The sequence below is a fragment of the Vibrio sp. 1069 genome (assembly GCF_033340555.1).
Genome location: NZ_JAWOWP010000004.1, coordinates 372,705 through 396,240 on the forward strand (window position 1 = coordinate 372,705; position 23,536 = coordinate 396,240).

Below are 23,536 nucleotides of genomic sequence, written 5' to 3' on the forward strand. Positions count from 1 at the left end.
TCTCTGTTCGGGCTCGCTTTTTTGTGCGAGATATCTATGAGTAAACCTTCACTTCTTCTCTATATCCATGGCTTTAATAGCTCTCCACTCTCCATGAAAGCGAATGTGATGAGAGCCTACTGCGAGCAACATAGGTCTGATATCAAGGTGATTGTTCCCCAGTTACCTTGTTATCCTCAGCAAGCGGCGAAAATGTTGTTGGATATTATCGAGCAATATAAAGACGACTATAAAATTGGTCTAGTGGGCAGTTCATTAGGCGGTTTTATGTCAACGTGGCTAAATGACAAGTTTGGGTTTAAAGCGGTAGTGGTCAACCCCGCAGTCAAGCCTTATGAGTTGCTAGTAGATTATTTGGGTAAGCAAACTAACCCATATACGCATGAAACCTATACACTTGAAGCTTGTCATATTGACGAGTTAAAAGCTCTTGATGTACAAAGCATCGCGTCGCCACATTCTTTTTGGTTATTGCAACAAACAGAAGATGAGGTTTTAGACTATCGACAAGCGGTAGATAAGTTTGCAGACGCTAAGCAAACAGTAGAACAAGGCGGTGATCACAGTTTTGTAGGCTTTGAGCGTTATCCTGCACAGATTATCGAATTTCTAGAACTGTAATTCGAAAGCGATTGGAAAAGGCTCATAGTTTTTATTGATATATCCAACCGTTTCTTGACATGGGCGGTATGCTTTCCGACTATGTTTTGCCAAAAGATCTTAAGGGTCGAGGACCCTGGCTACTTTGTTATGCATCATGTTTACAAACTCTTAGTGATGTGAACAGGGTGGCTTTTTCGTTTCCTGAGTATGGGTACGCCCATTGGTGATACTCAGGCAACAAGTAAACTTTGAGAATAATTCCGTATTATGACTGAACAATATAATGCTGGTGCCATTGAAGTACTGAATGGCTTAGAGCCAGTACGTCGCCGACCAGGGATGTATACGGATACAGCGCGCCCAAACCATTTGGGCCAAGAAGTTATCGACAACAGTGTCGATGAAGCGCTAGCCGGACATGCCTCAAAAGTACAAGTCATCCTACATGCTGACCAATCACTCGAAGTGATCGATGATGGTCGAGGCATGCCTGTTGATATCCACCCAGAAGAGAAAGTATCAGGCGTAGAGCTAATTCTATGTAAGCTACATGCGGGTGGTAAGTTCTCTAACAAAAACTACCAATTCTCTGGTGGTTTGCACGGGGTAGGTATATCTGTAGTAAACGCGTTGTCAAAACGCGTTGAAGTAACAGTTCGTCGTGATGGTCAAGTGTATGAAATTGCATTTGAACACGGCGAGAAAGTGTCTGATCTGACCGTAACTGGCACATGTGGTCGTCGCAATCGCGGTACCAGCGTACATTTCTGGCCTGATGCGAAGTACTTCGATTCGGCTAACTTCTCTGTGACGCGCTTAGTCAACAACCTGCGCGCAAAAGCGGTTTTGTGTCCGGGCTTAGAAATCACATTAACCGACAAAGTTAATGGCAAAGACTATAAGTGGTACTACGAAGACGGTCTTAAAGACTATCTTGCGGAAGGTGTAAAAGGCTATCCAGTTATTCCTGAAGAACCATTTACTGGTGAGTTCTTGGCGGATACTGAAGCGGCAAACTGGGCGGTAATTTGGCAGCCAGAAGGCGGTGAAATGATCACCGAAAGCTACGTTAACCTAATCCCAACCGCTCAAGGTGGTACGCACGTTAATGGTTTACGCCAAGGCTTGTTGGAAGCGATGCGCGAATTCTGTGAGTTCCGTAATCTATTACCTCGTGGTGTGAAGCTAACGGGTGATGACGTTTTCGACCGCTGTTCTTACGTGCTGTCGGTTAAAATTCAAGATCCACAATTTGCAGGCCAGACCAAGGAACGTCTCTCTTCTCGTCAAACCGCGGCATTTGTCTCTGGCGTTGTAAAAGATGCGTTCAGTCTTTGGTTGAACGAAAAGCCTCAGCTCGCAGAGCAATTGGCAGAAGTCTGTATCGCTAACGCGCATCGTCGTATGCGAGCGGCGAAAAAAGTCGTACGTAAGAAAGTGGCTTCTGGCCCGGCACTGCCAGGTAAGTTGACCGACTGTTCTGCACAGGACTTAAGTCGCACGGAAATCTTCTTTGTGGAGGGTGACTCTGCGGGTGGCTCGGCAAAACAGGCACGTGACCGTGAATTCCAAGCTGTGATGCCACTGCGTGGTAAGATCTTGAACACGTGGGAAGTCTCTGCCGATCAAGTTCTTGCGTCTCAAGAAGTACACGATATCTCAGTTGCTTTGGGTATTGACCCAGATAGCGACAACCTCGAGAGTCTTCGTTACGGTAAGATCTGTATCCTTGCCGATGCGGACTCGGATGGTCTTCACATCGCAACGCTGCTTTGTGCTCTATTTACTCGTCACTTCCGCGCACTAGTGGAAGCGGGTCATATCTATGTGGCGATGCCGCCTCTGTATCGAATCGACTGCGGGAAAGAAGTGTTCTACGCCCTCGATGATGATGAAAAAGATGGCATTTTAGAGCGCTTGTCGAAGAAGAAAGCCAAAATCAACGTGCAACGATTCAAAGGTCTGGGTGAGATGAACCCACTTCAGTTGCGTGAAACCACCATGGATCCGAACACGCGTCGCTTAGTGCAGTTAACCATTGACGACTCTACGGCGACCATGGAAATGATGGACATGCTGCTAGGTAAAAAGCGTGCAGATGACCGTCGTTCTTGGCTACAAAACAACGGCGACTTGGCAGAGGTGTAACGGATGTCTACAGAAATTACCTACGATGGCGTCGAACAATTGCCAATGCGCAAGTTCACTGAAGACGCTTATCTGAACTACTCGATGTACGTAATCATGGACCGCGCCTTGCCATACATTGGTGATGGCTTAAAGCCGGTTCAACGACGCATCATTTATGCGATGTCAGAGCTTGGTCTCTCTGCATCAGCAAAATACAAAAAATCTGCACGTACCGTTGGTGACGTGCTAGGTAAATACCATCCGCACGGTGATTCAGCGTGTTACGAAGCGATGGTATTGATGGCTCAGCCATTCTCTTACCGCTATCCATTAGTGGATGGTCAAGGTAACTGGGGTGCGCCAGATGATCCGAAATCATTTGCGGCAATGCGTTATACCGAAGCAAAACTGTCTAAGTTTGCTGAAGTATTGCTTGGCGAACTTGGTCAGGGCACGGTTGAATGGCAACCTAACTTTGATGGCACAATGAAAGAGCCACAAATGTTGCCAGCACGTCTGCCTCATATCCTGCTTAACGGTGTAACCGGCATTGCCGTTGGTATGGCAACAGACATCCCACCGCACAACGTTCGTGAAATCGCAGATGCGACTATTCATTTGATCGACAACCCGAAAGCAGAACTGCCGGACGTGATGCAGTATGTCAAAGGTCCAGATTACCCAACAGAAGCAGAAATTATCTCGCCGCAAGCGGATATCGAGAAGATTTACCGCAACGGTCGTGGCAGCATCAAAATGCGCGCGGTTTGGCATAAAGAAGGTTCTGATATTGTTATCACTTCTTTGCCTCACCAAGTATCGGGTGCCAAACTGCTTGAGCAAATCGCTAACCAGATGCGTGCGAAGAAGCTGCCAATGGTTGACGATCTTCGTGACGAATCGGATCACGAGAACCCAACGCGTATCGTTGTGGTGCCTAAGTCAAACCGTGTCGATTGTGACTTGTTGATGAACCACTTGTTCGCATCAACGGATCTTGAGCGCAGTTACCGCGTTAACTTGAACATGATTGGTTTGGATAACCGTCCTCAAGTTAAAGGTCTGGTGCAAATTCTATCTGAGTGGATCGAGTTCCGTCGTACGACTGTGCGTCGTCGTCTACAACACCGCCTAGACAAAGTAATGGCTCGTCTACACATCTTGGAAGGTTTGTTGGTTGCTTACCTCAACCTAGATGAAGTGATTGAGATCATCCGTACTGAAGACGATCCAAAAGCGGTGCTGATGGAACGCTTTGGTATTACCGATATCCAAGCGGATGCAATTTTAGATACCAAACTTCGTCATCTAGCAAAACTAGAAGAGATGAAGATCCGTGGTGAGCAAGACGAGCTAGAGAAAGAGCGTGAGAAGCTAGAACAGCTACTCGGTTCTGAGCGTCGTCTGAACACACTACTGAAAAAAGAAATCAAAGCAGACGCAGAGAAATACGGTGATGACCGTCGCTCTCCAATGGTTGAGCGTGCAGAAGCAAAAGCGCTGACTGAACGTGACCTCGTACCAAGTGAGCCAATCACGGTTGTGCTTTCTGAGAAAGGTTGGATTCGTCACGCGAAAGGCCATGACGTGGATGCCGAAGGCTTAAACTATAAGTCGGGTGATAAGTATTTAGCGCATGCTCGAGGTAAGAGTAATCAGCCTGCGGTATTCCTAGGTAGTGACGGTCGAAGTTACTCTCTGGAATCGCACTCACTGCCTTCTGCTCGTAGTCAAGGTGAGCCGATTACCGGTCGCTTGAATATTACGGCTGGTAGCAGTATTCGCCAAGTCATCATGAGTGAAGAAGATCAGCTGTGGCTGGTGGGTTCAGATGCAGGTTACGGCTTTGTATGTAAAGGCGCGGACTTGCTGTCTAAAAACCGCAGTGGTAAAGCGCTCGTCACTTTACCTGCCAACTCTGAGATCATGACGCCAAAAGAGATTGAAGATTTAGACTCTGATGAAATCTTAGCAATCACTAACCAAGGTCGCATGCTGCTGTTCCCAATCAAAGACTTGCCACAACTGGCGAAAGGTAAAGGGAATAAGATCATCAACATTCCTGCTGCTAAAGCAAAAGAGCGAGAAGAAGTACTATCTCACTTAATGTCTTTACCAAAAGGTGCATCGTTAACGCTGTACGCGGGTAAGCGAAAGTTGGGTCTTAAACCGTCTGACCTTGATAACTTCCGTGGCGAACGTGGTCGCCGAGGTGGGTTATTACCGAGAGGTTTGCAGCGAGTCACTCGCATTGAAGTTGAGCTGGATGATTCCGATACGACGGAAACACCGAGCGATAGCGAGTAACGCACAAATAAAAATCCCAGCCAATGGCTGGGATTTTTTATGCTTCTTGCTTGTCTTCAGCAATGGTGACTTTCAAGGTCATCTCTTTTCCTTTGCGAATGATACCGACGTCCACGGTGGTGCCAGGACGTAAATCGGTGACGATATCCATAACGCTCTGACGCCCCTGAACCTTATTGCCATCAATACTGATAATGATATCTTGTTTTTGAAAGCCAGCCGCATTGGCTGGGCCATTTGGATCAATACCAAGTACGACAATACCACCTATGTGTTCATTTCCAAGTAGGCGAGCAGTGACCGCATTAATGTCTTGGCCGTCGATTCCAATATAACCACGAATCACGCGGCCATCAGCGATGATTTTCTGCATGATCTTACTGGCTAGCGGCGCAGGGATCGCAAAAGAAATACCGTAAGTTTCTAAGTCTGTCGCTTGCTGAAAAGAGGCGGTGTTAATGCCGACGAGCTCGCCTTGTGTGTTCACTAGGGCTCCACCAGAGTTACCTTCATTGATGGCGGCATCGGTTTGAATGAATGCTTGACGACCATCGCTAATAGATGAACGACCTGTGGCAGAAATAATGCCGAACGTTGTGGTTTGTCCAAGGTTGTATGGGTTACCGATGGCTAGTACTACATCGCCCACTTGTGGTTTGTAATTAGAGTTCAGAGGGATTACGGGCAAATTCGAACCTTCGACACGCAGCACGGCTATATCAGTACGTTTATCTGTCCCTACGAGCTGAGCCGCTGCGGCTCTGCCGTCTTGTAATGCCACAACAATTTGATCAGCTTGAGCAACCACATGATAGTTAGTAATGATGTAGCCTTTCTCACTAACAATGACACCTGACCCCAGACCTTGAGTCGAGAGTTTACTGCGATCATTCTCAACATACTTACGGCTGTAGATGTTTACCACTGCAGGCGCTGCTCTTCGGACCGCTTGATTAAACGTCAACTCGACTGATGCGATATTAACAGGTTGAGGATCAAGCGCGGCAGGAATTACGTTGTTGCGCAAAGATGGAACCGCCAGTAATACCACTGCGGCAGTAGCCAAGCCTAAAAAGACAGAACGTAATAAAAAGCTGAGCATATCCTCTCCATGCGTGAGCGCCAAAATGGCATCGAAGATGAAGAATAGCATTACATTGAAAAATAACAAAAGGGCAGCACGTCATCGCGCTGCCCTTTTCATTAGTTATTGAGCGATAAGGAAAAGTGATCGAGCCTTATCACTCAGTACTATGCATCGAAAACCTTATTTCCTATCACTTTGAAAGTGGTTAACGAATGACAAGATAAATAGTACGTTCACCACGTTGAATATTAAGAGCCAGTACACCTTTGTGTTTCTCTACGATTGTACGAAGCTCGGCAAGGTTTTTCACTCGTTGACGGTTCACACCGATAATAATGTCACCTTGTTGTAATTGATATTGAGCCGCTGGAGAGTTATCTGCAACGCTCGATACTTTAACACCTTGGATTACATCACTTGGTGTTGTATTGCTTAACTCCGCACCTTTGAGTCCCTCATGTAATGTCTCCGCTTTAGCTTTCATATTCGTAGATTCGCCAAGCGTTACATCAAAGGTTTTATTCTTACCATCTCGAACCACACCTAATGTGATTTCTTTACCTGCTCCCAGTGTTGCCACTTTTGCGCGGAGCTCTGAGAAAGTATTAATCGCTTTGCCGTTCACCGATACAATTACGTCACCGGCTTTTAACCCTGCTTTATCGGCTGCGCTGTCCGGTACGACTTGACCAATAAAGGCCCCTTTACTTGACTCGTAACCCAATGCATCAGCTAGCTCAGAGGTTACTTCGCCACCTTGCACACCCAACATGCCGCGTTTGACTTCACCAAACTCTAGAATTTGATCAGTGAGGTTTTTCATCATGTTTGATGGAATCGCAAAGCCAATACCCACATTACCGCCGTTAGGGCCTAAAATCGCAGTATTAATACCGATCAGCTCACCATTAAGGTTGACCAATGCACCACCAGAGTTACCGCTGTTAATTGCGGCATCGGTTTGGATGAAGTTTTCGAAGTTTTCAACGTTTAAGCCGCTACGACCAAGGGCTGAAACAATACCCGAAGTCACAGTTTGACCGAGTCCAAATGGGTTACCAATCGCAACCGTAAAGTCACCGACACGCAGTTTGTCGGAATCCGCGACCTTAATCTGCGTTAAGTTTTTCGCTTTCTCTAATTTAAGTAACGCAACATCGGCCATTTCATCACCGCCAACGAGCGTAGCGTCATACTCGCGCCCGTCAAAGAGGCGAACTCGAATCTCATCTGCCCCCTTAATCACATGGTAGTTAGTGACAATATGGCCTTTCTTCGCATCAATAATGACACCAGAACCTAAACCTCTGAACGGGCGCTCTCGCCTTTGTTCCATAGGAAAGTCTGGGCCAAAGAAAAATTGAAATTGCTCGGGAATGCGGCTGGTTTGTACTTGTTTACCTTCTACAGCAATACTCACAACAGCTGGGGTCACCTTCTCAAGCATTGGTGCCAAGCTAGGTAACTGTTGGCCATCCACATTCAAAGGTAATGCGGCAGTGGCTTGAACTGGGGCAATAATCGAACCCAAACTCAGAGATAGAACGGTGAGCGCAAGCAGTGGTTTTTTCATCCAATAACTCCTCTTGAAACATGTCTGCCAAAAAGAAATATCCGAACGGTTAGTTCACTTTGTTAATAACTAATATAGGGTCTAGTTCGGACAATCAAAAGGGGAGGCAGTGCACACCCAAGTTAGAGCGAAGGTGAGGGGAAAAAGTTCAAAAAAGGGCCGATACAAATGTATCGGCCCTAGATAGAAGTAAGAGAGGATTATGATGCTTTTGCGGTTACCGCTTCGGGAGCATTAATGATTTCTTTCTCTTGATCCTTCAAAAGACCGGTGGCGCCATTAGCGTAGTCTTTTGGTTGTTCGTTAAACTCTGGTTGATCTTCTGCAATGGTTTCAGATGACATTGCCGTTTTCTTATCAAACGGGTTGTCTTGTTCTGGTAAGTTTGGCAAAAGCTCAGAAGAGGTCTTGGCCATATGTTGGTATAGCTTGGTGTAATCTTTACCTAGGGTGTCCAACATTTCTGCGGTTTGTGCAAAGTGATCGACGAGCTCTTGACGTTGTTGCTCTAATTCAAACTTGGCCGCTTCAAGTTCTTTCTGCACAGACTTTTGTTTCTTGTATTCAGGGGTGGTTAGTCTACTAATGACTACGCCTACGATTGTACCGACCAGCAAACCCACAATGGCATAAATCCAAGGCATAACTGCTCCTTATAGTTGTTTTAACAAGTCTTTTACTACTTAGTTACACGCGGTGCTCGTCCATGTTACTATGGCTTGAACAGCCGATAAAGAAAAATAGCAGTATGTCTTCGGGGACTGATAACTACTTCTCTCTATTCTCAAAGTTGACCCCGAGGTAACCCTTTTCTCTATACCTCTATACGACTTAATACGATGACACCACTACAACAATATCAAAAAGACATAGCAGAACACGGGTTTCAGCGTGATGAAGCTCAGTATCAAGCGGTCGTTGCATTAGACAAGCTTTACCATGCTATCGTTGAATTTCAGTCAGCGCCTGTTCCTCAGCTTTCCAAATGGCAAAAGCTAATGGGGAAAAAAATCGACAAGCCTGAACCACCAAAAGGTCTTTACTTTTGGGGTGGGGTAGGTCGCGGTAAAACCTACCTTATGGATGCATTTTTTGATGCTTTACCGACCCAAAGAAAAATGCGCGTCCACTTCCATCGATTTATGTATCGAGTACATGATGAGTTGAAGCTGTTAGGTGATGTCGAAAATCCGCTATCAAAAGTGGCGGATAAATTTAAAGAAGAAGCCGATGTGGTTTGCTTTGATGAATTTTTTGTTTCCGACATTACTGATGCGATGATCCTTGCAACGCTACTTCAAGAAATGTTCAAGCGGCAGATGATCCTAGTCGCGACTTCAAACATTGAGCCGCAGAACTTATATCGTAACGGTTTGCAAAGAGCGCGCTTTTTGCCCGCGATCGATATGATTTTGGCACGTTGTGAAGTGTTGAATGTCGATAGTGGCGTTGATTATCGCTTAAGAACGTTAGAACAGGCTGAAATATACCATTACCCGCTTGATGAGCAGGCTAGCATAAACCTTAACAAATATTATCAGCAGCTGACTGGAGAGCGTCAGTTTGTTGCTCATCAAATCGAAGTGAACCACCGTCAACTAGCGGTGATTGAAGCAAGCGACGGGGTGCTGCATGCGTCGTTTGCTCAGTTGTGTCAAACTGCTCGCAGTCAAAATGACTACATTGAATTGTCTCGTATTTACCACACGGTATTACTGGCAGATGTTCAACAAATGAACCGAAAAATAGATGATGCGGCGAGACGCTTTATCGCGCTGGTCGATGAGTTTTACGAGCGCAATGTTAAGTTGATTATTTCTGCTGAAGTGCCAATGGCCGACTTATATACTGACGGGCAGTTAGAGTTCGAATTTAAGCGCTGTTTGTCTCGGCTTACTGAGATGCAAAGTCATGAGTATCTCGCGCGTGAACATTTGGCCTAGATCCAATGGGTTCTTAAAAAAGTGAAGAAAAAATTAGTGATTTGGCGCAAAAAAAGGTGATTTTTTCTTCGCTCTTCTCTATAATCCTGCGACCCACCGTTACTGCAGACCTGATTATCGAAGTTATTTCGAAATTGAAGGTCGAGAGTACCAACGACTCGAAGGGGTGATGACTGGGCTCTTAGACAGTGTGGGAGCACTATTGGGTGTTCCTTTAAAGTTTAAAATTTAATTAACGGGTTATTGTTAGCATGAAAACTTTCGTTGCTAAACCAGAAACTGTAAAACGCGACTGGTACGTTGTAGACGCTGAAGGTAAAACTCTTGGCCGTCTAGCAAGTGAAATTGCATCTCGCCTACGTGGCAAACATAAAGCTGAATACACTCCTCACGTTGACACTGGTGATTACATCATCGTTATCAACGCTGAGAAAGTTGCTGTAACTGGTAACAAAGCTAAGAACAAAGTGTACTACCGTCACTCTGAATTCCCAGGTGGTCTAAAATCTATCACTTTTGAAAAGTTGATCGATCGTAAACCTGAGATGGCTCTTGAGCTTGCAGTTAAAGGCATGCTTCCACGTGGTCCTCTAGGCCGTGCTATGTACCGTAAGCTAAAAGTTTACGCGGGCGCTGAGCACAACCATGTTGCTCAACAACCACAAGTACTAGACATCTAATTGGGGATTTCGAAAATGGCAGAGAATCAATACTACGGCACTGGCCGTCGCAAAAGCTCAGCTGCACGTGTTTTCATTAAACCAGGCAGCGGTAACATTGTAGTAAACAAGCGTAACCTTGACGAATACTTCGGTCGTCCAACAGCACGTATGGTTGTACAACAACCTCTAGAGCTAGTTGAACTAACTGAAAAGCTAGACCTTTACGTAACAGTTAAAGGCGGCGGTATTTCTGGTCAAGCTGGTGCTATCCGTCACGGTATCACTCGCGCGCTTATGGAATACGATGAGTCTCTACGTCCTGCTCTACGCGCAGCTGGCTACGTTACTCGTGACGCTCGTTGCGTTGAACGTAAGAAAGTTGGTCTACGTAAAGCACGTCGTCGTCCACAGTTCTCTAAGCGTTAATTTCCTCTTATCGGGAATTATGCTTTCAGAGTTACTCTGGAAACTGTGTACCAAAAGCTCGGCTCTATGCCGGGCTTTTTTGTATTTAAAGCAACGAACAGCCTTCACTTATCATCACACTCCGAGCAGGCCTTCTTATTCGTCCTCTTCGTCGAAAGGTGCCAGTGCCGTTTTATATCTGTGCCTTATTTAATCGCGACTCACCACGCTTTCTCTTGCGATGCAGCATAGATGTATTCATCAGCAAGAATGTCTTTGTATCTTATTCTTCCTGTAACATGTTTTAAAATGACTTACGCTCCTTTTTGAGCATTCTGCGTGCTACAAAATTGAAAATATAAACACAGTAAGCTGAACGCGTAATACGAAATATTTCTCTGTGTAATTAACTGAAAACTACCAAGATAAAAGGTTTTATCAGCTTTCAGCGGGGCTTCTATGTGGTGCTTTCTTGTTACAAATCACATCAATTTTTTATAATTCTGCCGCTTTTGTGACGACGCGAGCGATTTGCCTCACAAATGTTACAAAAAGGTAGCTTTATCTTGTCAAAAAGTAGGGTTTTCTTTATCATTTCCCTCCAATAAATAGAACTAAATTCATTATTTGTTAGCCATGCTCTTATAAGCGGAATAATAACGATCCAAAGGGAGCAAATGGGAGAATGTTTGGATGAGCAACGCGCCTTTAAATAACGGTCGCAGGCGTTTTCTAACCGCTACAACGGCAGTTGTTGGTGGGTTAGGGGCAGTCGCCGTCGCCGTGCCTTTTATCAAATCATGGAATCCGAGTGCTAAAGCCAAAGCGGCGGGCGCACCGGTGGAAGTGGATATAAGTAAAATTGAACCAGGTCAGCTGGTTCGTGTTGAGTGGCAGGGAAAACCTGTATGGATTGTTCGCCGCACTCAAAGCGTTCTGGATAACTTAAAATCGATCGGTGATAAGCTTCGCGATCCACAATCTGAAATGGAGCAGCAGCCTGAGTACGCTCAGAATGAGTTTCGTTCGATTAAGGAAGAGTTTTTCGTCGCAGTTGGTTTCTGTACCCACTTAGGTTGTTCACCAACCTATCTACCTGACTCTTTCTCAGAGCAGGTGCAGGGCGTAAGATCTGGCTTCTTCTGTCCTTGTCATGGTTCTAAGTTCGACATGGCTGGTCGAGTGTTCCAAGGAGTACCTGCTCCGTTGAACCTTGTCGTTCCTAAGCACATGTATTTGAGCGATACCAAGCTCATTGTGGGTGTTGATGAGGGAGATGCATAATGCAAGCAATGTTAGATTGGGTTGAAAAGCGTATTCCTGCAATGAATGCTTATAAAAAGCATTTGTCTGAATACCCAATGCCTAAGAACTTCAACTTTTGGTACCTTTTCGGTTCTCTGGCGATGCTGGTTCTTGTTAACCAAATCCTAACGGGTATTTGGCTAACGATGAACTATGTTCCTTCAGGTGACGGTGCATTTGCGTCTATCGAATACATTATGCGTGATGTAGAGTACGGTTGGCTTCTGCGTTACATGCATTCCACTGGAGCGTCAGCGTTTTTCGTTGTTGTGTATCTTCACATGTTCCGTGGTTTGATCTACGGTTCATACCAAAAACCTCGTGAACTGTTGTGGATCTTCGGTATGTTGATCTTCCTAGTTCTCATGGCTGAAGCGTTCATGGGTTACCTACTTCCATGGGGTCAGATGTCATACTGGGGTGCGCAGGTAATCATTTCCCTGTTTGGTGCTATTCCTGTTATCGGTGATGACCTAACACTTTGGATTCGTGGTGACTACATCATCTCTGGTGCAACGCTAAACCGTTTCTTCGCACTACACGTTATTGCACTGCCTATCGTTTTGCTTCTTCTTGTTGTTCTGCACGTATTGGCGCTGCACGAAGTAGGCTCAAACAACCCGGATGGTATCGAAACTAAGCTGCCAAAAGGCTCAATGGGCGACGATTACAAAACGCAATTCAAGTTCCACGATTACTACACGAAGAAATATGACATCATTGATTCGATTCCTTTCCATCCGTACGGCACGGTTAAGGACTTGGTCGGTGTTGCTGGTTTCTTGTTCTTCTTCTGTTACGTGCTGTTCTTTAACCCAGAAATGGGTGGATACTTCCTTGAGCCTCCTAACTTTGAAGCTGCAAACCCACTGAAGACACCAGAGCATATTGCTCCGGTATGGTACTTCACGCCGTTCTACGCAATCTTACGTGCGGTTCCAGACAAACTATTAGGTGTTATCCTAATGGGCGCGTCAATTGCAGTGCTGTTTGTTCTACCTTGGTTGGATCGTTGTAAAGTTCGTTCATACCGTTACCGTAGCAAACTTCATCTATTGAATATTGTACAGTTCACCATCGCCTTTATCGCTCTGGGTATTTTAGGTGCGTTACCTGCGACACCAACGTACACACTACTATCTCAGATCTTTAGCTTGTGTTACTTCATGTTCTTTGTGTTGCTGTTCTTCTACAGCAAAAATGAAGCAACCAAACCATTACCAGAGAGGGTGACATTCAAATGAAGAAGTGGATTGTAATTCTATTTGCTATGTTGCCATCACTAGCGATGGCAGCTGGGGCCAATGTTCCGCTGGATAAAGCGAATGTTGACCTTACGGATAAAGCTTCGCTACAAAACGGCGCGAAGTTATTCATGAACTACTGTTTTGCTTGTCACTCTACGCAATACCAGCGTTACGAGCGTGTAGCAACAGACTTGGAAATTCCAACAGACTTAATGAAAGAAAACCTGATTTTCAATCCTGAAGCGAAAATCGGTGATCTAATGGTCAATGCTATGCCACCGAAGCAAGCGGCAAACTGGTTTGGTGCTCCACCACCAGATCTTACGTTGGTTGCACGAGTTCGTGGTGCTGATTGGTTATACACTTACTTACGCTCTTTCTATGTTGATCCATCTCGTCCATTCGGCGTGAACAACATCGTCTTCCCGAGTGTTGGTATGCCGCATGTGCTTGAAGAGCTACAGGGCATCCCGACGCCGATTTACGATACGAAAATCGTAGATGGCGAAGAAGTACAAGTTGTTGTTGGTACTGAAACCGATGGCACGGGTGAGCTGAGTGAAGGCGAATATGACAAAGCGGTTGGCGATCTCGTTAACTTCTTAGTTTATTCAGGTGACCCAGTGCAGCTTGAGCGTCATGCTCTAGGCTGGTGGGTAATGGGCTTCTTAGTGCTTCTAACCATCGTTGTTGTGATGCTCAAGAAAGAGTATTGGCGCGATGTGCATTAATTGTGCTAAAATACCGTGCTAATTCCCAATTTTAATTGATGTACAATGGAGGCTTAGCCTCCATTGTTTTTATTTGTAAGTGTACTGGAGGGCTCCATGGCTGTAGCTGCCAATAAACGTTCTGTGATGACTCTTTTCTCAAGTGCATCAGATTTGTATAGCCATCAGGTTCGCATTGTACTAGCTGAAAAAGGCGTAAGTGTTGAAGTTGAGCTTGTTGACGAAGCAAACCTTCCTGCTGAGCTTGTTGAGCTAAACCCATATAAATCAGTGCCAACTCTTGTTGACCGTGAGCTAGCTCTTTACGATTCAAAAATCATCATGGAGTACTTGGACGAGCGTTTCCCTCATCCACCTCTAATGCCGGTTTACCCTGTTGCTCGTGGCAACAGCCGCTTGATGATGTACCGTATCGAACGCAACTGGTATTCACTCGCTGAAAAAGTGATGAAAGGTAATGCGGAAGAATCAGAAAAAGCACGCACAAAGCTGCGTAATGATCTTCTGACGTTAGCGCCAATTTTTGCTGAATATGAGTACTTCATGAGCGAAGAATTCAGCTTGATCGATTGTTACCTAGCTCCACTATTGTGGCGTTTGCCTCAACTTGGTATCGATCTTGTTGGCCCTGGTTCAAAAGAAATCAAGGTATACATGAACCGCGTATTTGAACGTGATTCGTTCCTTGCTTCTTTGACTGAAGCTGAACGTGAAATGCGCCTAGTTCGCTAAGCGATTTAAAACACGTTATGGATATTGCAAAAATGACTGCTCGCCGCCCGTATATGCTTCGCGCATTTTACGACTGGTTAGTAGACAATGACTTGACTCCTCACTTGGTTGTGGATGCAACAATGCCAGGGGTGCGTGTCCCGGTTGAATTTATTCAAGATGGTCAAATTATTTTGAATATTGCGCCACGTGCAGTGGGTAATCTTGAGTTAGGTAATGATGCGATTACCTTCCATGCTCGCTTTAGCGGTCGTCCGCACTCAGTGATCGTGCCTGTGTATGCTGTTCAAGCTATTTATGCACGTGAGAATGGTGCTGGTACTATGTTTGAACCAGAAGAAGCGTACACTCACATCGAAGAAGAAGCGATGACCGAGGAAGAATCATCCCCATCGTTCACAACGGTTAGCGATGAGCCTTCTGAGTTAGTTTCTGATTCAGATGCCGAAGAGGACGATGCTCCTCGACCAAAAGGCAAACCAAGCTTAAGAGTGATTAAATAATAAAAAAGCAGCGTAACGCTGCTTTTTTCTTTTTAACTTGTTGAAGATGATTTCAAGCCAGACTTTGGAAATTACTCACTAATCGTAAAGACTTCGACGTTCTCTTCACTTTCTGTACTTGCCTCACTTTCTATTGTTTGTACACCGTCACTCGGTAAGTCTACTTCAACAGGCTCCATTTCGCCGTATTGGAACCCTTTAATGACTTGTTTTACGCCTGAGATATTACGCGCGATTTCTGTCGCTCGATCGCCTTGCTCTGGCGTGACATAACCAAACAGAAAAACGTCGCCATCTTCGGTGATCACTTTAACCTTAACACCATTAAGCTCAGAATCAGTAAGCAAAGCTGACTTTACTTTGGTTGTGATCCAGCTGTCATTGCTAATCTGGGTAACAGTGAGTGGCTCTTTTTGTTTGATTTGATTGTGTATGACTTTTACACCACTAACTTCTCGAGCCCTTCGCTCTAAAGCAAGGATAAGGTCTTGTGTCGGAGCTTGTCCCATAAGGACTACAGTCCCATTATATGAACTGGCAACGACACGTACTTCACCTTTAAACGGTGCTTTATTGCCGATCGCCGCAACTTCGAATTCAATGTTATTGTCCTGCCAGATTTGTTTTGTCGTGCGTGTGTCCGTGACAATATTCGCTGTGGTTGCTGCACCTGCGATAAACAAACCTGCGCAACCACTTAAACTCAATGCTGTTAATAAGATAACAAGGCTACGTATCATAATTCTGATTCTCAGTCTTGGTTACTCTTCGTGAGCAGGGAAAAGCACCTGGTCAATAAGATCACAAAGGCAATGGAGTGTTACCATATGTACTTCGTGAATACGTGCAGTGCGGTGTGATGGAATACGAATTTCGACGTCGTTCTCACCGAGCAGTCCTGCCATCTCTCCGCCATCTTTTCCTGTTAGCGCGATAATCGTCATGTCTCGAGTTACGGCTGCTTCCATCGCTTTGATAATATTTTTACTGTTACCGCTAGTCGACATGGCAAGCAAAATGTCGCCTGGTTGACCAAACGCTCGTACCTGTTTTGAGAAGATTTCCTGGTAGTGGTAATCGTTGGCCACTGCGGTTAGGGTGGTATTATCGGCGGTTAAGGCCATTGCTGGTAGGCTAGGGCGCTCAGTTTCAAAACGGTTTAAAAGACAAGAAACAAATTGTTGAGCGTTTGAAGCACTGCCGCCATTACCACAACATAAAATTTTATTGCCATTAAGCAGGCTCGACACCATCGCTTGAGCTGCATGAGTAATGGCATCAGGCAGCGCCTCTGCTGCTGCGATTTGAATTTGAATACTTTCTGTAAAGCTGTCTTTAATGCTGTCTAGCATCGCTTATCCTTCAGAGATTGCGTTTTCTATCCAGTTGATATCTCGACCATTATCATGAATGGCGATGACATCAAATCGATAATCGATATTGTGTTTTAAGCGCTTTTGTTGGCTAAGCCAAACTTGTGCGGTTTTGACTAGCTTGCGCATTTTAGCGTGCGTCACCATTTCTGCTGCCGAGCCAAAGTGATTGTTCTTACGGTATTTGACTTCAACAAACACAATAGTTTCACCTTGTTGGAAGATTAAATCAATCTCACCGACCTTAGTCAGAAAATTTTGTTCAATAAAGTTTAAGCCCTGGCGTTGTAAATACTGCTTCGCCAGAGCTTCATATTGATTTCCGATTTGGCGCTTGCTAAAGAGCCCCACGCTCAGCCCAGCTTAGCTCACGCTGTACAACACAATTATTGTCGATACTTAAAATACCGGTTTGGCCGCCAACTGAGTAGCCCGGAACGACCTTCATTTGTGGCAGCTCCCCAATCAATTTATACGCATCCATACCCAGTGCTTTCAAACGTTTTTCCATGTTAGATTGCTCTGACCACAACTCGTTCATTTCAGCGGTCACGCTAGGGTCTGGGTCAATCAGCAATGGAATATCGCTGTAGATGATGCCTGTTAGATCTTCGTAAGTCGCGCCGCCACTGTTGCTACGCGAGCTAGAGAAAATTTGTGGCGCTTTGGCGTCTGGATTAATCGCTACCTCAATAAACGGCTTAATCAAGGTCAGTTCCGTGCTTCTAGCAACAATATAAACCGCATCGACATCACGACGGCTACGTGGCTGTGTTTCAAGCTTGATACGCATTAGTGATTGCATCTGAGCAATACGTTGTTTGCTTTCTTGCAGACCAAATACTTCATTGATGTCTTTTTGAAGTTGGCGCTTGTCACCAAAATAACTTGCTGCGACTTTATTAGAGCTGTACTTGCGCCACTCTTTGTTGAACGCTTCAGTTACACGTTCACCAAAGCTGCCCTTTGGTGCCAGAATCAGAGGGAAGTTATAGCCTTCGCTGAACAAGTGTTTCGCTGCTTGTGCGGCTTCTTGTTCCGGTGATAATGCCAAGTAGCAAATATTGCTATCTGGTTGCACATCTTCGGGAATATTTAGCGCAAGGGCTGGAATCGTAGGACCATTTTCTGAGCCATCCATGGTTGTGTGCAATAGCTCAACGTTCTCTTTTTCTAGAGGACCAACAACAAAATCGATGTTTTCATTGATCAAACGTTGTTTAATTTGGTCGGCGTTATACGCATTAGTGTCTATTACCGTGAGGGTAGCGCTTGGATCACGGTTACGATCATTCATCATCGCAAACACAAAACCATCACGAATTAATTGCGCTTGTGGCGAGAATTTACCAGTAAGCGGCAGTAACAAAGCGGTGTTGTTTGGTTTAACGATATCTAGAGAGAGAATGTTTTGAATCTCTTCTGGTGTGTAGATAGCGGCTGGGTGCGATGGGTTCTCGTTTAACCAGCGTTCTAGGGTATTTTTTAGTTGGGATAAGTTGCCCGACAGCGTTTTCGCATAAATAGCGAGTTGTAGCCAACCATCCAAAACATCTTCATTTGGCTCTGTTTCTAATGAGGTCAGTTCGTACTCGGAGTAGCTGCCAAAGTTCATCCAAATACGGCTAGAAATCTCTCTCTGCTCCGCGGACGATGCATATTGGCCAAATGCAACCAGTTGGCGGTTTGCCTCAAACGCTTGGTTAAGACCTTGATAAGCGTCGGCACGCATCAAGTAATAGTCTTTCCATTGCTCATTTGGCAACTTCCACCAAGGTTTAAAATTCAACAATTGCAGCAACTGAGAGTAATTACCCTGTTTTTGCTGTATGGTCGCACGCGCTAGTTGCCACTCTGCTTGCTGAACTTCGGTTAACTGTTGACGAGCCAGGCGCTTGATCAACATTTCTGCTTGATCAAACTGGTTTGCTTGAATCGCGGCTTTGGTTGCCATGATCAACCAGTCATTTTGTAAACTGCCTTCCGTGCTATCAGCTTGGATCATATAGTTCTGAACAGACTGAGTAGGCTCAAGTGTTACATCAACGCCATCAGGCTGTCTTGGACCTGAAGAACAGGCGGCGAGCGTAATTGCTAGTGCAACAGGAGTAAGTATGCGTGGTACACTGAGTCTCTTATGGTTAATCATTGCCGTGAGTTCTCTATAATTTTGTACAAAATTGTCTCTATATTAATCGTTGAAGTGATGGTAAACAAATGACAGATAAAAATAAGTTGCCGAATGAGGGGCCAACTCTCTATATCGTACCGACTCCAATCGGAAATTTAGCGGATATCACCCAACGTGCTATCGAAATTCTGTCGACTGTGGACATCATTGCCGCTGAGGATACTCGACATACGGGCAAATTACTGTCTCACTTCAATATTCAAACCAAAACTTTTGCTCTACATGACCACAATGAGCAGCAAAAAGCACAAGTTTTGGTAGAAAAGCTGCTTTCCGGTCAGTCTATCGCATTAGTTTCTGACGCTGGTACGCCACTTATCAGCGACCCAGGATACCATTTGGTGACAAAATGTCGTCAAGCGGGCGTTAGAGTTGTGCCTCTTCCAGGTGCTTGTGCGGTCATTACGGCGTTAAGTGCCTCTGGCTTGCCATCGGATCGCTTTAGCTTCGAAGGTTTTTTACCACCGAAAAGCAAAGGTCGTAAGGATAAATTCCTAGAGATTGCTTCGGTAGAGCGTACGTGTATTTTTTACGAGTCACCGCACCGTATTTTAGACTCTCTACAAGACATGTTAGACGTTCTTGGCCCAGATAGAGAAGTTGTGTTGGCAAGAGAGCTAACAAAAACCTTTGAAACCATTCAAGGCATGCCGTTAGGTGAGCTGATTGAATGGGTGAAAAGTGACGATAACCAACAGCGTGGTGAAATGGTATTGTTGGTACATGGCCATCGTGAAACAACAGACGACTCACTACCTGAAGATGCTTTACGCACGTTAGGCATTTTGACCAAAGAGCTGCCTTTGAAAAAAGCAGCTGCTTTGGTGGCAGAAATACATAACTTGAAGAAGAATGCGTTATATAAATGGGGCTTAGAAAACTTAGACTAAGTGCCACTAGCGAGATAAATGGTCAATGAGGGCTGATGTTTAGGCATCGGCCTTTTTATTATCTATTTTTGGCACGTTGACTAAAAAGTCATCACTTAGTGCATTCATTTCATCATATCTGTGATCTAACTAGACTCTGAAGTGAGAACTCTATACAATCCGCCCTCGGAGCTGACTGGGTAGTCGCTGCTTTGTTGATGTCCTTCGGGAGACTGACGTCGAAGTCCCTTTGGGAGACTGACGTTGACGTCCTTCGGGAGACTGACAAAGGGGAGGAAAGTCCGGGCTTCATAGAGCAAGGTGCCAGGTAACGCCTGGGGGGCGCAAGCCTACGACAAGTGCAGCAGAGAGAAGACCGCCGATGGCCCGTAAGGGTACAGGTAAGGGTGAAAGGGTGCGGTAAGAGCGCACCGGACGACTAGCAATAGTTCGTAGCAGGGTAAACTCCACCTGAAGCAAGACCAAATAGGCCTCCACATTGCGTTGCTCGCGTAAGGAGGCGGGTAGGTTGCTCGAGCCAGTGAGTGATTGCTGGCCTAGACGAATGGCTACCGCCGCGCAAGCGGAACAGAACCCGGCTTATGTGTCGGCTCCACCTATTCGAGACCCATCTCTACTTCGGTAGTGATGGGTTTTTTGCATTTAATTGACGCAAACTATGTCATTACCAATAAACTTGGCGTAAATCACGTCTAACTTTAGACTTGTGGTGGCGATGATGTAGGAAATCAGTACACTAAAGAATCGCTTCAAGATCATTCAACGAGAAAGCTATGACCGAAACCTTCCAACATATTTCCGTGTTATTAAATGAATCCATTGATGGCTTAGCTATCAAACCAGACGGCGTCTATATTGATGGAACATTTGGCCGTGGCGGTCACAGCCGGACAATTCTATCTAAACTCGGTGAAAATGGCCGACTGTACAGTATCGACCGTGACCCTCAAGCGATCGCTGAGGCAGGCAAAATCAATGACCCTCGCTTCACCATTATTCATGGTCCATTTTCTGGTATTGCTGAGTATGCTGAAGAGTATGGGCTAGTTGGAAAAGTGGATGGTGTTCTGCTGGATTTAGGCGTTTCTTCTCCTCAGTTAGACGACGCAGAGCGTGGCTTTAGCTTTATGAAAGACGGTCCGCTAGATATGCGTATGGACCCGACATCAGGTGTTCCAGTATCTCAATGGTTGATGGAAGCAGACCTCGATGATATCACTTGGGTCATTCGCGAGTTTGGGGAAGATAAACATGCGCGCCGTATTGCAAAAGCGATTGTTGCCTACCGTGAAGATGAAGAAAATGAGCCAATGGTTCGCACTGGTCAGCTGGCAAAATTGATTTCAGATGCCGCACCGAAAAGTTTTAAAGAGAAAAAACACCCTGCGACTCGTGCTTTCCAGGCTTTTCGTATTTACATCAACAGTGAGTTAGAAGAAATTGATACGGCACTTAAAGGCGCGGCGAGCATTCTGGCTCCTGAAGGCCGTTTATCTGTGATTAGCTTTCACTCTCTGGAAGACCGTATGGTCAAACGTTTTATCCGTAAAGAGAGCAAAGGGCCTGAAGTGCCACACGGTATTCCAATGACGGAAGAGCAAATTCGTGCTCTTGGTAGTGCGAATATGAAAGCGGTGAGCAAAGTGATTAAGCCAAGCAAACAAGAAATTGAAATGAACCCTCGCTCGCGCAGCTCTGTGTTAAGAATTGCGGAAAAGCTTTAATTATTATGACGAAATCCACTCCTAATCTTGCTAAGTTGATTGCAACAGATCTCCTCACTGTTGGTCGCTGGCCATTACTGTTGTTGCTATTGTTCGTGGCATCGGCAATGGGAGTGGTATTTGCTACCCACCATGCGCGTCAAGCGATCACCGAGAAAGACCATACGTTGGTTGAACGAGAACGATTAGATAGCGAATGGCGCAACTTAATGTTGGAAGAAACTGCCCTCGCGGAACACAGTCGTGTTCAAGACCTTGCCAAAAAAGAACTTGAAATGAAACGACCTGATGGCGATAAAGAAGTGGTTGTCACGCTCAAATGATTAGAAAAAAATCCAACACGAAACAAGCCAATAAGCGTAAACCTGTAGCAAAAGAGAAAGCGGCTACGGGGGATAAGAAAAACGATAATAAAGCAGTGAAAGTGGCGGTCGAAGAATCTTTCTTGATTCGTTGGCGCTTCCATCTATTACTGTTTTTTGTTTTTTGTGCATTTGCCCTTTTGGTGGCACGCGTAGCCTACATCCAAATCATTGAGCCAGATAACCTGATTAAACAAGGTGACCTACGTTCGGTTCGTGTTAAATCCATTCCTTCTGCTCGCGGTATTATTTCGGATCGAAATGGTGAGCCGCTTGCTGTCAGTGTACCGGTTGAGGCGGTTTGGGCAGATCCTGCCACTATATTTAAAGAAAACGCGTTAAGCCAGACCAAAAGTTGGCATGCATTAGCGGATGTTCTTGGTATTGACCGACAAGGGTTAATAGACAAAATTAAGCGCAATGAAAAACGTCGCTTTATCTACTTGCAGCGCCAGGTCAGTCCGGCCATGGCGAACTATATTCGTGAGCTAAAGCTGCCAGGTGTTGGCCTTAAGTCGGAATCTCGTCGTTATTATCCTGCAGGTGAGGTTAGTGCTCACTTAGTCGGTGTAACAGGCATTGACGGGCATGGCCTAGAAGGTGTGGAGCGTAGCTACGATGAGTGGCTCACTGGCGCGGCGGGTAAGAAAACTATTCGTAAAGACCGTTATGGTCGTGTTGTGGAAAACATTGCTTGGCAAGACAAGCAAGAAGGCAAATCACTTCAGTTAACTATCGATCAGCGCCTACAGGCGATTGCGTATCGTGCGATTAAGCAAGCCGTTGCGGACCACCGCGCCACTTCAGGTTCCGTTGTCATGTTGGATGTAAAAACGGGCGCCGTATTGGCCATGGTTAATGCTCCTTCTTACAACCCTAACAATCGTAGCGATTGGCAAAGCTATCAAATGCGTAACCGAGTGATCACGGACTCAATGGAGCCTGGTTCGACCATTAAGCCTTTCGTTATTTTAGCCGCCTTAGAAAATGGGATAGCCGATAAAGATACCATCGTAGATACCGGTAATGGTGTCCTACGTTTAGGTGGTAGTCGAGTCAGAGATGTCTCTCGCGTAGGCAAAGCGAGCTTGACCACGATCCTTAAAAAGTCGAGTAATATCGGTGTGACGAAGCTAGCAATGCAAATGCCGGTAGAGGCGCTTCTTGGGCTGTACAGTTCAGTGGGTTTTGGTGAGCTTTCTGGCCTAAACCTAGTTGGGGAAGTGACGGGTATTTTTCCTACACGAACTCGTTGGTCGCCAATTGAGCGCGCCACGATTGCGTTTGGTTACGGTCTATCAATTACACCAATTCAGCTAGCCCATGCTTATGCGACGCTTGGAAACCTTGGCAAATACGAGCCTATTCATATTATTGAAAGCAATGATCATGACATGTCACGTCAAGTGGTGAGTGCGAAGTATGCGCGTCAAGTATTAGACATGTTGGAAACCGTAACTCAAAAAGGGGGCTCGGCTCGCAGAGCGGCAGTTCCTGGTTATCGAGTGGGAGCGAAAACAGGTACATCACGTAAAGCTTCTGCCGGTGGGTACAGCGATGAGTACATCACCTACACGGCTGGGCTTGCTCCGGTTAGCGATCCGCGAATTGCTTTAGTAGTGATCGTAAATGAGCCTCAAGGCGATGACTACTATGGTGGTTCGGTAGCGTCTCCTGTCTTCTCTGAAATCATGAAAGGCGCGCTACAAATACTCAATGTTGCACCTGACGAAAACAAATTCCAACAGTAAGCCCTGTGGTTTACTGA

At 45.5% G+C, this 23,536-nt stretch carries 22 protein-coding genes and 1 other RNA gene; 16 read left to right on the top strand and 7 right to left on the bottom strand.

Annotated features, from left to right (window positions below; translation table 11 throughout):
* Positions 1-36: 36 nt before the first annotated feature.
* From yqiA to parC, 3 genes are all read left to right on the top strand, one after another.
* Complete coding sequence (yqiA, locus tag R7040_RS09725; RefSeq protein WP_005379875.1) at positions 37-621, top strand: esterase YqiA; 585 nt, start codon at positions 37-39, stop codon at positions 619-621.
* Positions 622-870: 249 nt separating this feature from the next.
* A complete protein-coding gene (parE, locus tag R7040_RS09730) occupies positions 871-2,751 on the top strand; it encodes a DNA topoisomerase IV subunit B (RefSeq protein WP_005387417.1) in 1,881 nt (626 codons plus the stop codon).
* 3 nt (positions 2,752-2,754) lie between these two features.
* Positions 2,755-5,040 carry a DNA topoisomerase IV subunit A gene (gene parC / locus R7040_RS09735; protein ID WP_017633605.1) on the top strand — a complete coding sequence of 762 codons (2,286 nt, stop codon included), beginning with the start codon at positions 2,755-2,757 and terminating at the stop codon, positions 5,038-5,040.
* A gap of 37 nt (positions 5,041-5,077) precedes the next feature.
* On the opposite strand, the gene degS is transcribed toward parC, so the two are convergent.
* The 3 genes from degS to zapG all read right to left on the bottom strand — a co-directional run bounded on the left by degS (position 5,078) and on the right by zapG (position 8,344).
* Positions 5,078-6,142: an outer membrane-stress sensor serine endopeptidase DegS gene (degS, locus tag R7040_RS09740; RefSeq protein WP_017633606.1), complete on the bottom strand. Its 1,065-nt coding sequence runs from the start codon at positions 6,140-6,142 to the stop codon at positions 5,078-5,080.
* A 190-nt stretch (positions 6,143-6,332) separates the two neighbouring features.
* Complete coding sequence (locus tag R7040_RS09745; RefSeq protein ID WP_025768400.1) at positions 6,333-7,700, bottom strand: Do family serine endopeptidase; 1,368 nt, start codon at positions 7,698-7,700, stop codon at positions 6,333-6,335.
* A gap of 200 nt (positions 7,701-7,900) precedes the next feature.
* Positions 7,901-8,344 carry a Z-ring associated protein ZapG gene (zapG, locus tag R7040_RS09750; RefSeq protein WP_005379861.1) on the bottom strand — a complete coding sequence of 148 codons (444 nt, stop codon included), beginning with the start codon at positions 8,342-8,344 and terminating at the stop codon, positions 7,901-7,903.
* 195 nt (positions 8,345-8,539) lie between these two features.
* Between zapG and zapE the strand changes: the two genes are divergently transcribed.
* From zapE to sspB, 8 genes are all read left to right on the top strand, one after another.
* Positions 8,540-9,643: a cell division protein ZapE gene (gene zapE / locus R7040_RS09755; RefSeq protein WP_005387411.1), complete on the top strand. Its 1,104-nt coding sequence runs from the start codon at positions 8,540-8,542 to the stop codon at positions 9,641-9,643.
* A gap of 251 nt (positions 9,644-9,894) precedes the next feature.
* Positions 9,895-10,323: a 50S ribosomal protein L13 gene (rplM, locus tag R7040_RS09760; RefSeq protein WP_005372872.1), complete on the top strand. Its 429-nt coding sequence runs from the start codon at positions 9,895-9,897 to the stop codon at positions 10,321-10,323.
* Between the two features lie 15 nt (positions 10,324-10,338).
* Positions 10,339-10,731 carry a 30S ribosomal protein S9 gene (gene rpsI / locus R7040_RS09765; RefSeq protein ID WP_005372876.1) on the top strand — a complete coding sequence of 131 codons (393 nt, stop codon included), beginning with the start codon at positions 10,339-10,341 and terminating at the stop codon, positions 10,729-10,731.
* 672 nt (positions 10,732-11,403) lie between these two features.
* Positions 11,404-11,994, top strand: coding sequence for a ubiquinol-cytochrome c reductase iron-sulfur subunit (gene petA / locus R7040_RS09770; protein ID WP_005372877.1), 591 nt, complete (start codon positions 11,404-11,406; stop codon positions 11,992-11,994).
* Positions 11,994-13,259, top strand: a complete 1,266-nt coding sequence (locus R7040_RS09775) for a cytochrome b (protein WP_005372880.1) — start codon at positions 11,994-11,996, stop codon at positions 13,257-13,259. Before petA ends, R7040_RS09775 begins: the two co-directional genes overlap by 1 nt.
* Positions 13,256-13,993 carry a cytochrome c1 gene (locus tag R7040_RS09780; protein ID WP_005372881.1) on the top strand — a complete coding sequence of 246 codons (738 nt, stop codon included), beginning with the start codon at positions 13,256-13,258 and terminating at the stop codon, positions 13,991-13,993. Before R7040_RS09775 ends, R7040_RS09780 begins: the two co-directional genes overlap by 4 nt.
* Before the next feature lie 96 nt (positions 13,994-14,089).
* Positions 14,090-14,725, top strand: a complete 636-nt coding sequence (gene sspA / locus R7040_RS09785; protein WP_005372897.1) for a stringent starvation protein SspA — start codon at positions 14,090-14,092, stop codon at positions 14,723-14,725.
* A 17-nt stretch (positions 14,726-14,742) separates the two neighbouring features.
* On the top strand, positions 14,743-15,228 hold the full coding sequence (sspB, locus tag R7040_RS09790; protein WP_005387408.1) for a ClpXP protease specificity-enhancing factor: 486 nt from the start codon (positions 14,743-14,745) through the stop codon (positions 15,226-15,228).
* A 71-nt stretch (positions 15,229-15,299) separates the two neighbouring features.
* On the opposite strand, the gene R7040_RS09795 is transcribed toward sspB, so the two are convergent.
* From R7040_RS09795 to R7040_RS09810, 4 genes are read right to left on the bottom strand one after another with little or no spacing between them, the layout of a single operon-like run.
* The gene (locus R7040_RS09795; RefSeq protein WP_017633609.1) at positions 15,300-15,968 is read right to left on the bottom strand and encodes a BON domain-containing protein; all 669 of its coding nucleotides are present in this window, start codon (positions 15,966-15,968) and stop codon (positions 15,300-15,302) included.
* Positions 15,969-15,989: 21 nt separating this feature from the next.
* Positions 15,990-16,580, bottom strand: coding sequence for a phosphoheptose isomerase (locus R7040_RS09800; protein ID WP_005372901.1), 591 nt, complete (start codon positions 16,578-16,580; stop codon positions 15,990-15,992).
* Between the two features lie 3 nt (positions 16,581-16,583).
* Positions 16,584-16,952 carry a YraN family protein gene (locus R7040_RS09805; RefSeq protein WP_005372903.1) on the bottom strand — a complete coding sequence of 123 codons (369 nt, stop codon included), beginning with the start codon at positions 16,950-16,952 and terminating at the stop codon, positions 16,584-16,586.
* Complete coding sequence (locus tag R7040_RS09810) at positions 16,939-18,750, bottom strand: penicillin-binding protein activator (protein WP_005372905.1); 1,812 nt, start codon at positions 18,748-18,750, stop codon at positions 16,939-16,941. The genes R7040_RS09805 and R7040_RS09810 overlap by 14 nt, the downstream gene beginning before the upstream one ends.
* Before the next feature lie 68 nt (positions 18,751-18,818).
* On the opposite strand from R7040_RS09810, the gene rsmI reads away from it, so the two are divergent.
* The 5 genes from rsmI to R7040_RS09835 all read left to right on the top strand — a co-directional run bounded on the left by rsmI (position 18,819) and on the right by R7040_RS09835 (position 23,519).
* On the top strand, positions 18,819-19,682 hold the full coding sequence (gene rsmI / locus R7040_RS09815; protein ID WP_005372907.1) for a 16S rRNA (cytidine(1402)-2'-O)-methyltransferase: 864 nt from the start codon (positions 18,819-18,821) through the stop codon (positions 19,680-19,682).
* Between the two features lie 167 nt (positions 19,683-19,849).
* Positions 19,850-20,280, top strand: an RNA gene (gene rnpB / locus R7040_RS09820) — RNase P RNA component class A.
* Between the two features lie 175 nt (positions 20,281-20,455).
* Complete coding sequence (gene rsmH, locus R7040_RS09825; RefSeq protein WP_318096851.1) at positions 20,456-21,406, top strand: 16S rRNA (cytosine(1402)-N(4))-methyltransferase RsmH; 951 nt, start codon at positions 20,456-20,458, stop codon at positions 21,404-21,406.
* Positions 21,407-21,411: 5 nt separating this feature from the next.
* Entirely contained in the window at positions 21,412-21,729 is a 318-nt protein-coding gene (gene ftsL, locus R7040_RS09830) for a cell division protein FtsL (protein ID WP_318096852.1), read from the top strand.
* A complete protein-coding gene (locus tag R7040_RS09835; protein ID WP_005372922.1) occupies positions 21,726-23,519 on the top strand; it encodes a penicillin-binding transpeptidase domain-containing protein in 1,794 nt (597 codons plus the stop codon). Before ftsL ends, R7040_RS09835 begins: the two co-directional genes overlap by 4 nt.
* The last annotated feature ends 17 nt before the right edge of the window (positions 23,520-23,536 follow it).

What these genes read in the sequence shown, in the direction of transcription:
- degS (WP_017633606.1), bottom strand. Translation starts at nt 6,142, where the DNA reads ATGCTCAGCTTTTTATTACGTTCTGTCTTTTTAGGCTTGGCTACTGCC.
- rsmH (WP_318096851.1), top strand. Translation starts at nt 20,456, where the DNA reads ATGACCGAAACCTTCCAACATATTTCCGTGTTATTAAATGAATCCATT.
- R7040_RS09810 (WP_005372905.1), bottom strand. Translation starts at nt 18,750, where the DNA reads ATGATTAACCATAAGAGACTCAGTGTACCACGCATACTTACTCCTGTT.
- R7040_RS09835 (WP_005372922.1), top strand. Translation starts at nt 21,726, where the DNA reads ATGATTAGAAAAAAATCCAACACGAAACAAGCCAATAAGCGTAAACCT.
- ftsL (WP_318096852.1), top strand. Translation starts at nt 21,412, where the DNA reads ATGACGAAATCCACTCCTAATCTTGCTAAGTTGATTGCAACAGATCTC.
- R7040_RS09795 (WP_017633609.1), bottom strand. Translation starts at nt 15,968, where the DNA reads ATGATACGTAGCCTTGTTATCTTATTAACAGCATTGAGTTTAAGTGGT.
- petA (WP_005372877.1), top strand. Translation starts at nt 11,404, where the DNA reads ATGAGCAACGCGCCTTTAAATAACGGTCGCAGGCGTTTTCTAACCGCT.
- R7040_RS09780 (WP_005372881.1), top strand. Translation starts at nt 13,256, where the DNA reads ATGAAGAAGTGGATTGTAATTCTATTTGCTATGTTGCCATCACTAGCG.
- R7040_RS09745 (WP_025768400.1), bottom strand. Translation starts at nt 7,700, where the DNA reads ATGAAAAAACCACTGCTTGCGCTCACCGTTCTATCTCTGAGTTTGGGT.
- sspA (WP_005372897.1), top strand. Translation starts at nt 14,090, where the DNA reads ATGGCTGTAGCTGCCAATAAACGTTCTGTGATGACTCTTTTCTCAAGT.
- parC (WP_017633605.1), top strand. Translation starts at nt 2,755, where the DNA reads ATGTCTACAGAAATTACCTACGATGGCGTCGAACAATTGCCAATGCGC.
- rsmI (WP_005372907.1), top strand. Translation starts at nt 18,819, where the DNA reads ATGACAGATAAAAATAAGTTGCCGAATGAGGGGCCAACTCTCTATATC.
- zapG (WP_005379861.1), bottom strand. Translation starts at nt 8,344, where the DNA reads ATGCCTTGGATTTATGCCATTGTGGGTTTGCTGGTCGGTACAATCGTA.
- sspB (WP_005387408.1), top strand. Translation starts at nt 14,743, where the DNA reads ATGGATATTGCAAAAATGACTGCTCGCCGCCCGTATATGCTTCGCGCA.
- rplM (WP_005372872.1), top strand. Translation starts at nt 9,895, where the DNA reads ATGAAAACTTTCGTTGCTAAACCAGAAACTGTAAAACGCGACTGGTAC.
- R7040_RS09775 (WP_005372880.1), top strand. Translation starts at nt 11,994, where the DNA reads ATGCAAGCAATGTTAGATTGGGTTGAAAAGCGTATTCCTGCAATGAAT.
- zapE (WP_005387411.1), top strand. Translation starts at nt 8,540, where the DNA reads ATGACACCACTACAACAATATCAAAAAGACATAGCAGAACACGGGTTT.
- rpsI (WP_005372876.1), top strand. Translation starts at nt 10,339, where the DNA reads ATGGCAGAGAATCAATACTACGGCACTGGCCGTCGCAAAAGCTCAGCT.
- R7040_RS09800 (WP_005372901.1), bottom strand. Translation starts at nt 16,580, where the DNA reads ATGCTAGACAGCATTAAAGACAGCTTTACAGAAAGTATTCAAATTCAA.
- yqiA (WP_005379875.1), top strand. Translation starts at nt 37, where the DNA reads ATGAGTAAACCTTCACTTCTTCTCTATATCCATGGCTTTAATAGCTCT.
- parE (WP_005387417.1), top strand. Translation starts at nt 871, where the DNA reads ATGACTGAACAATATAATGCTGGTGCCATTGAAGTACTGAATGGCTTA.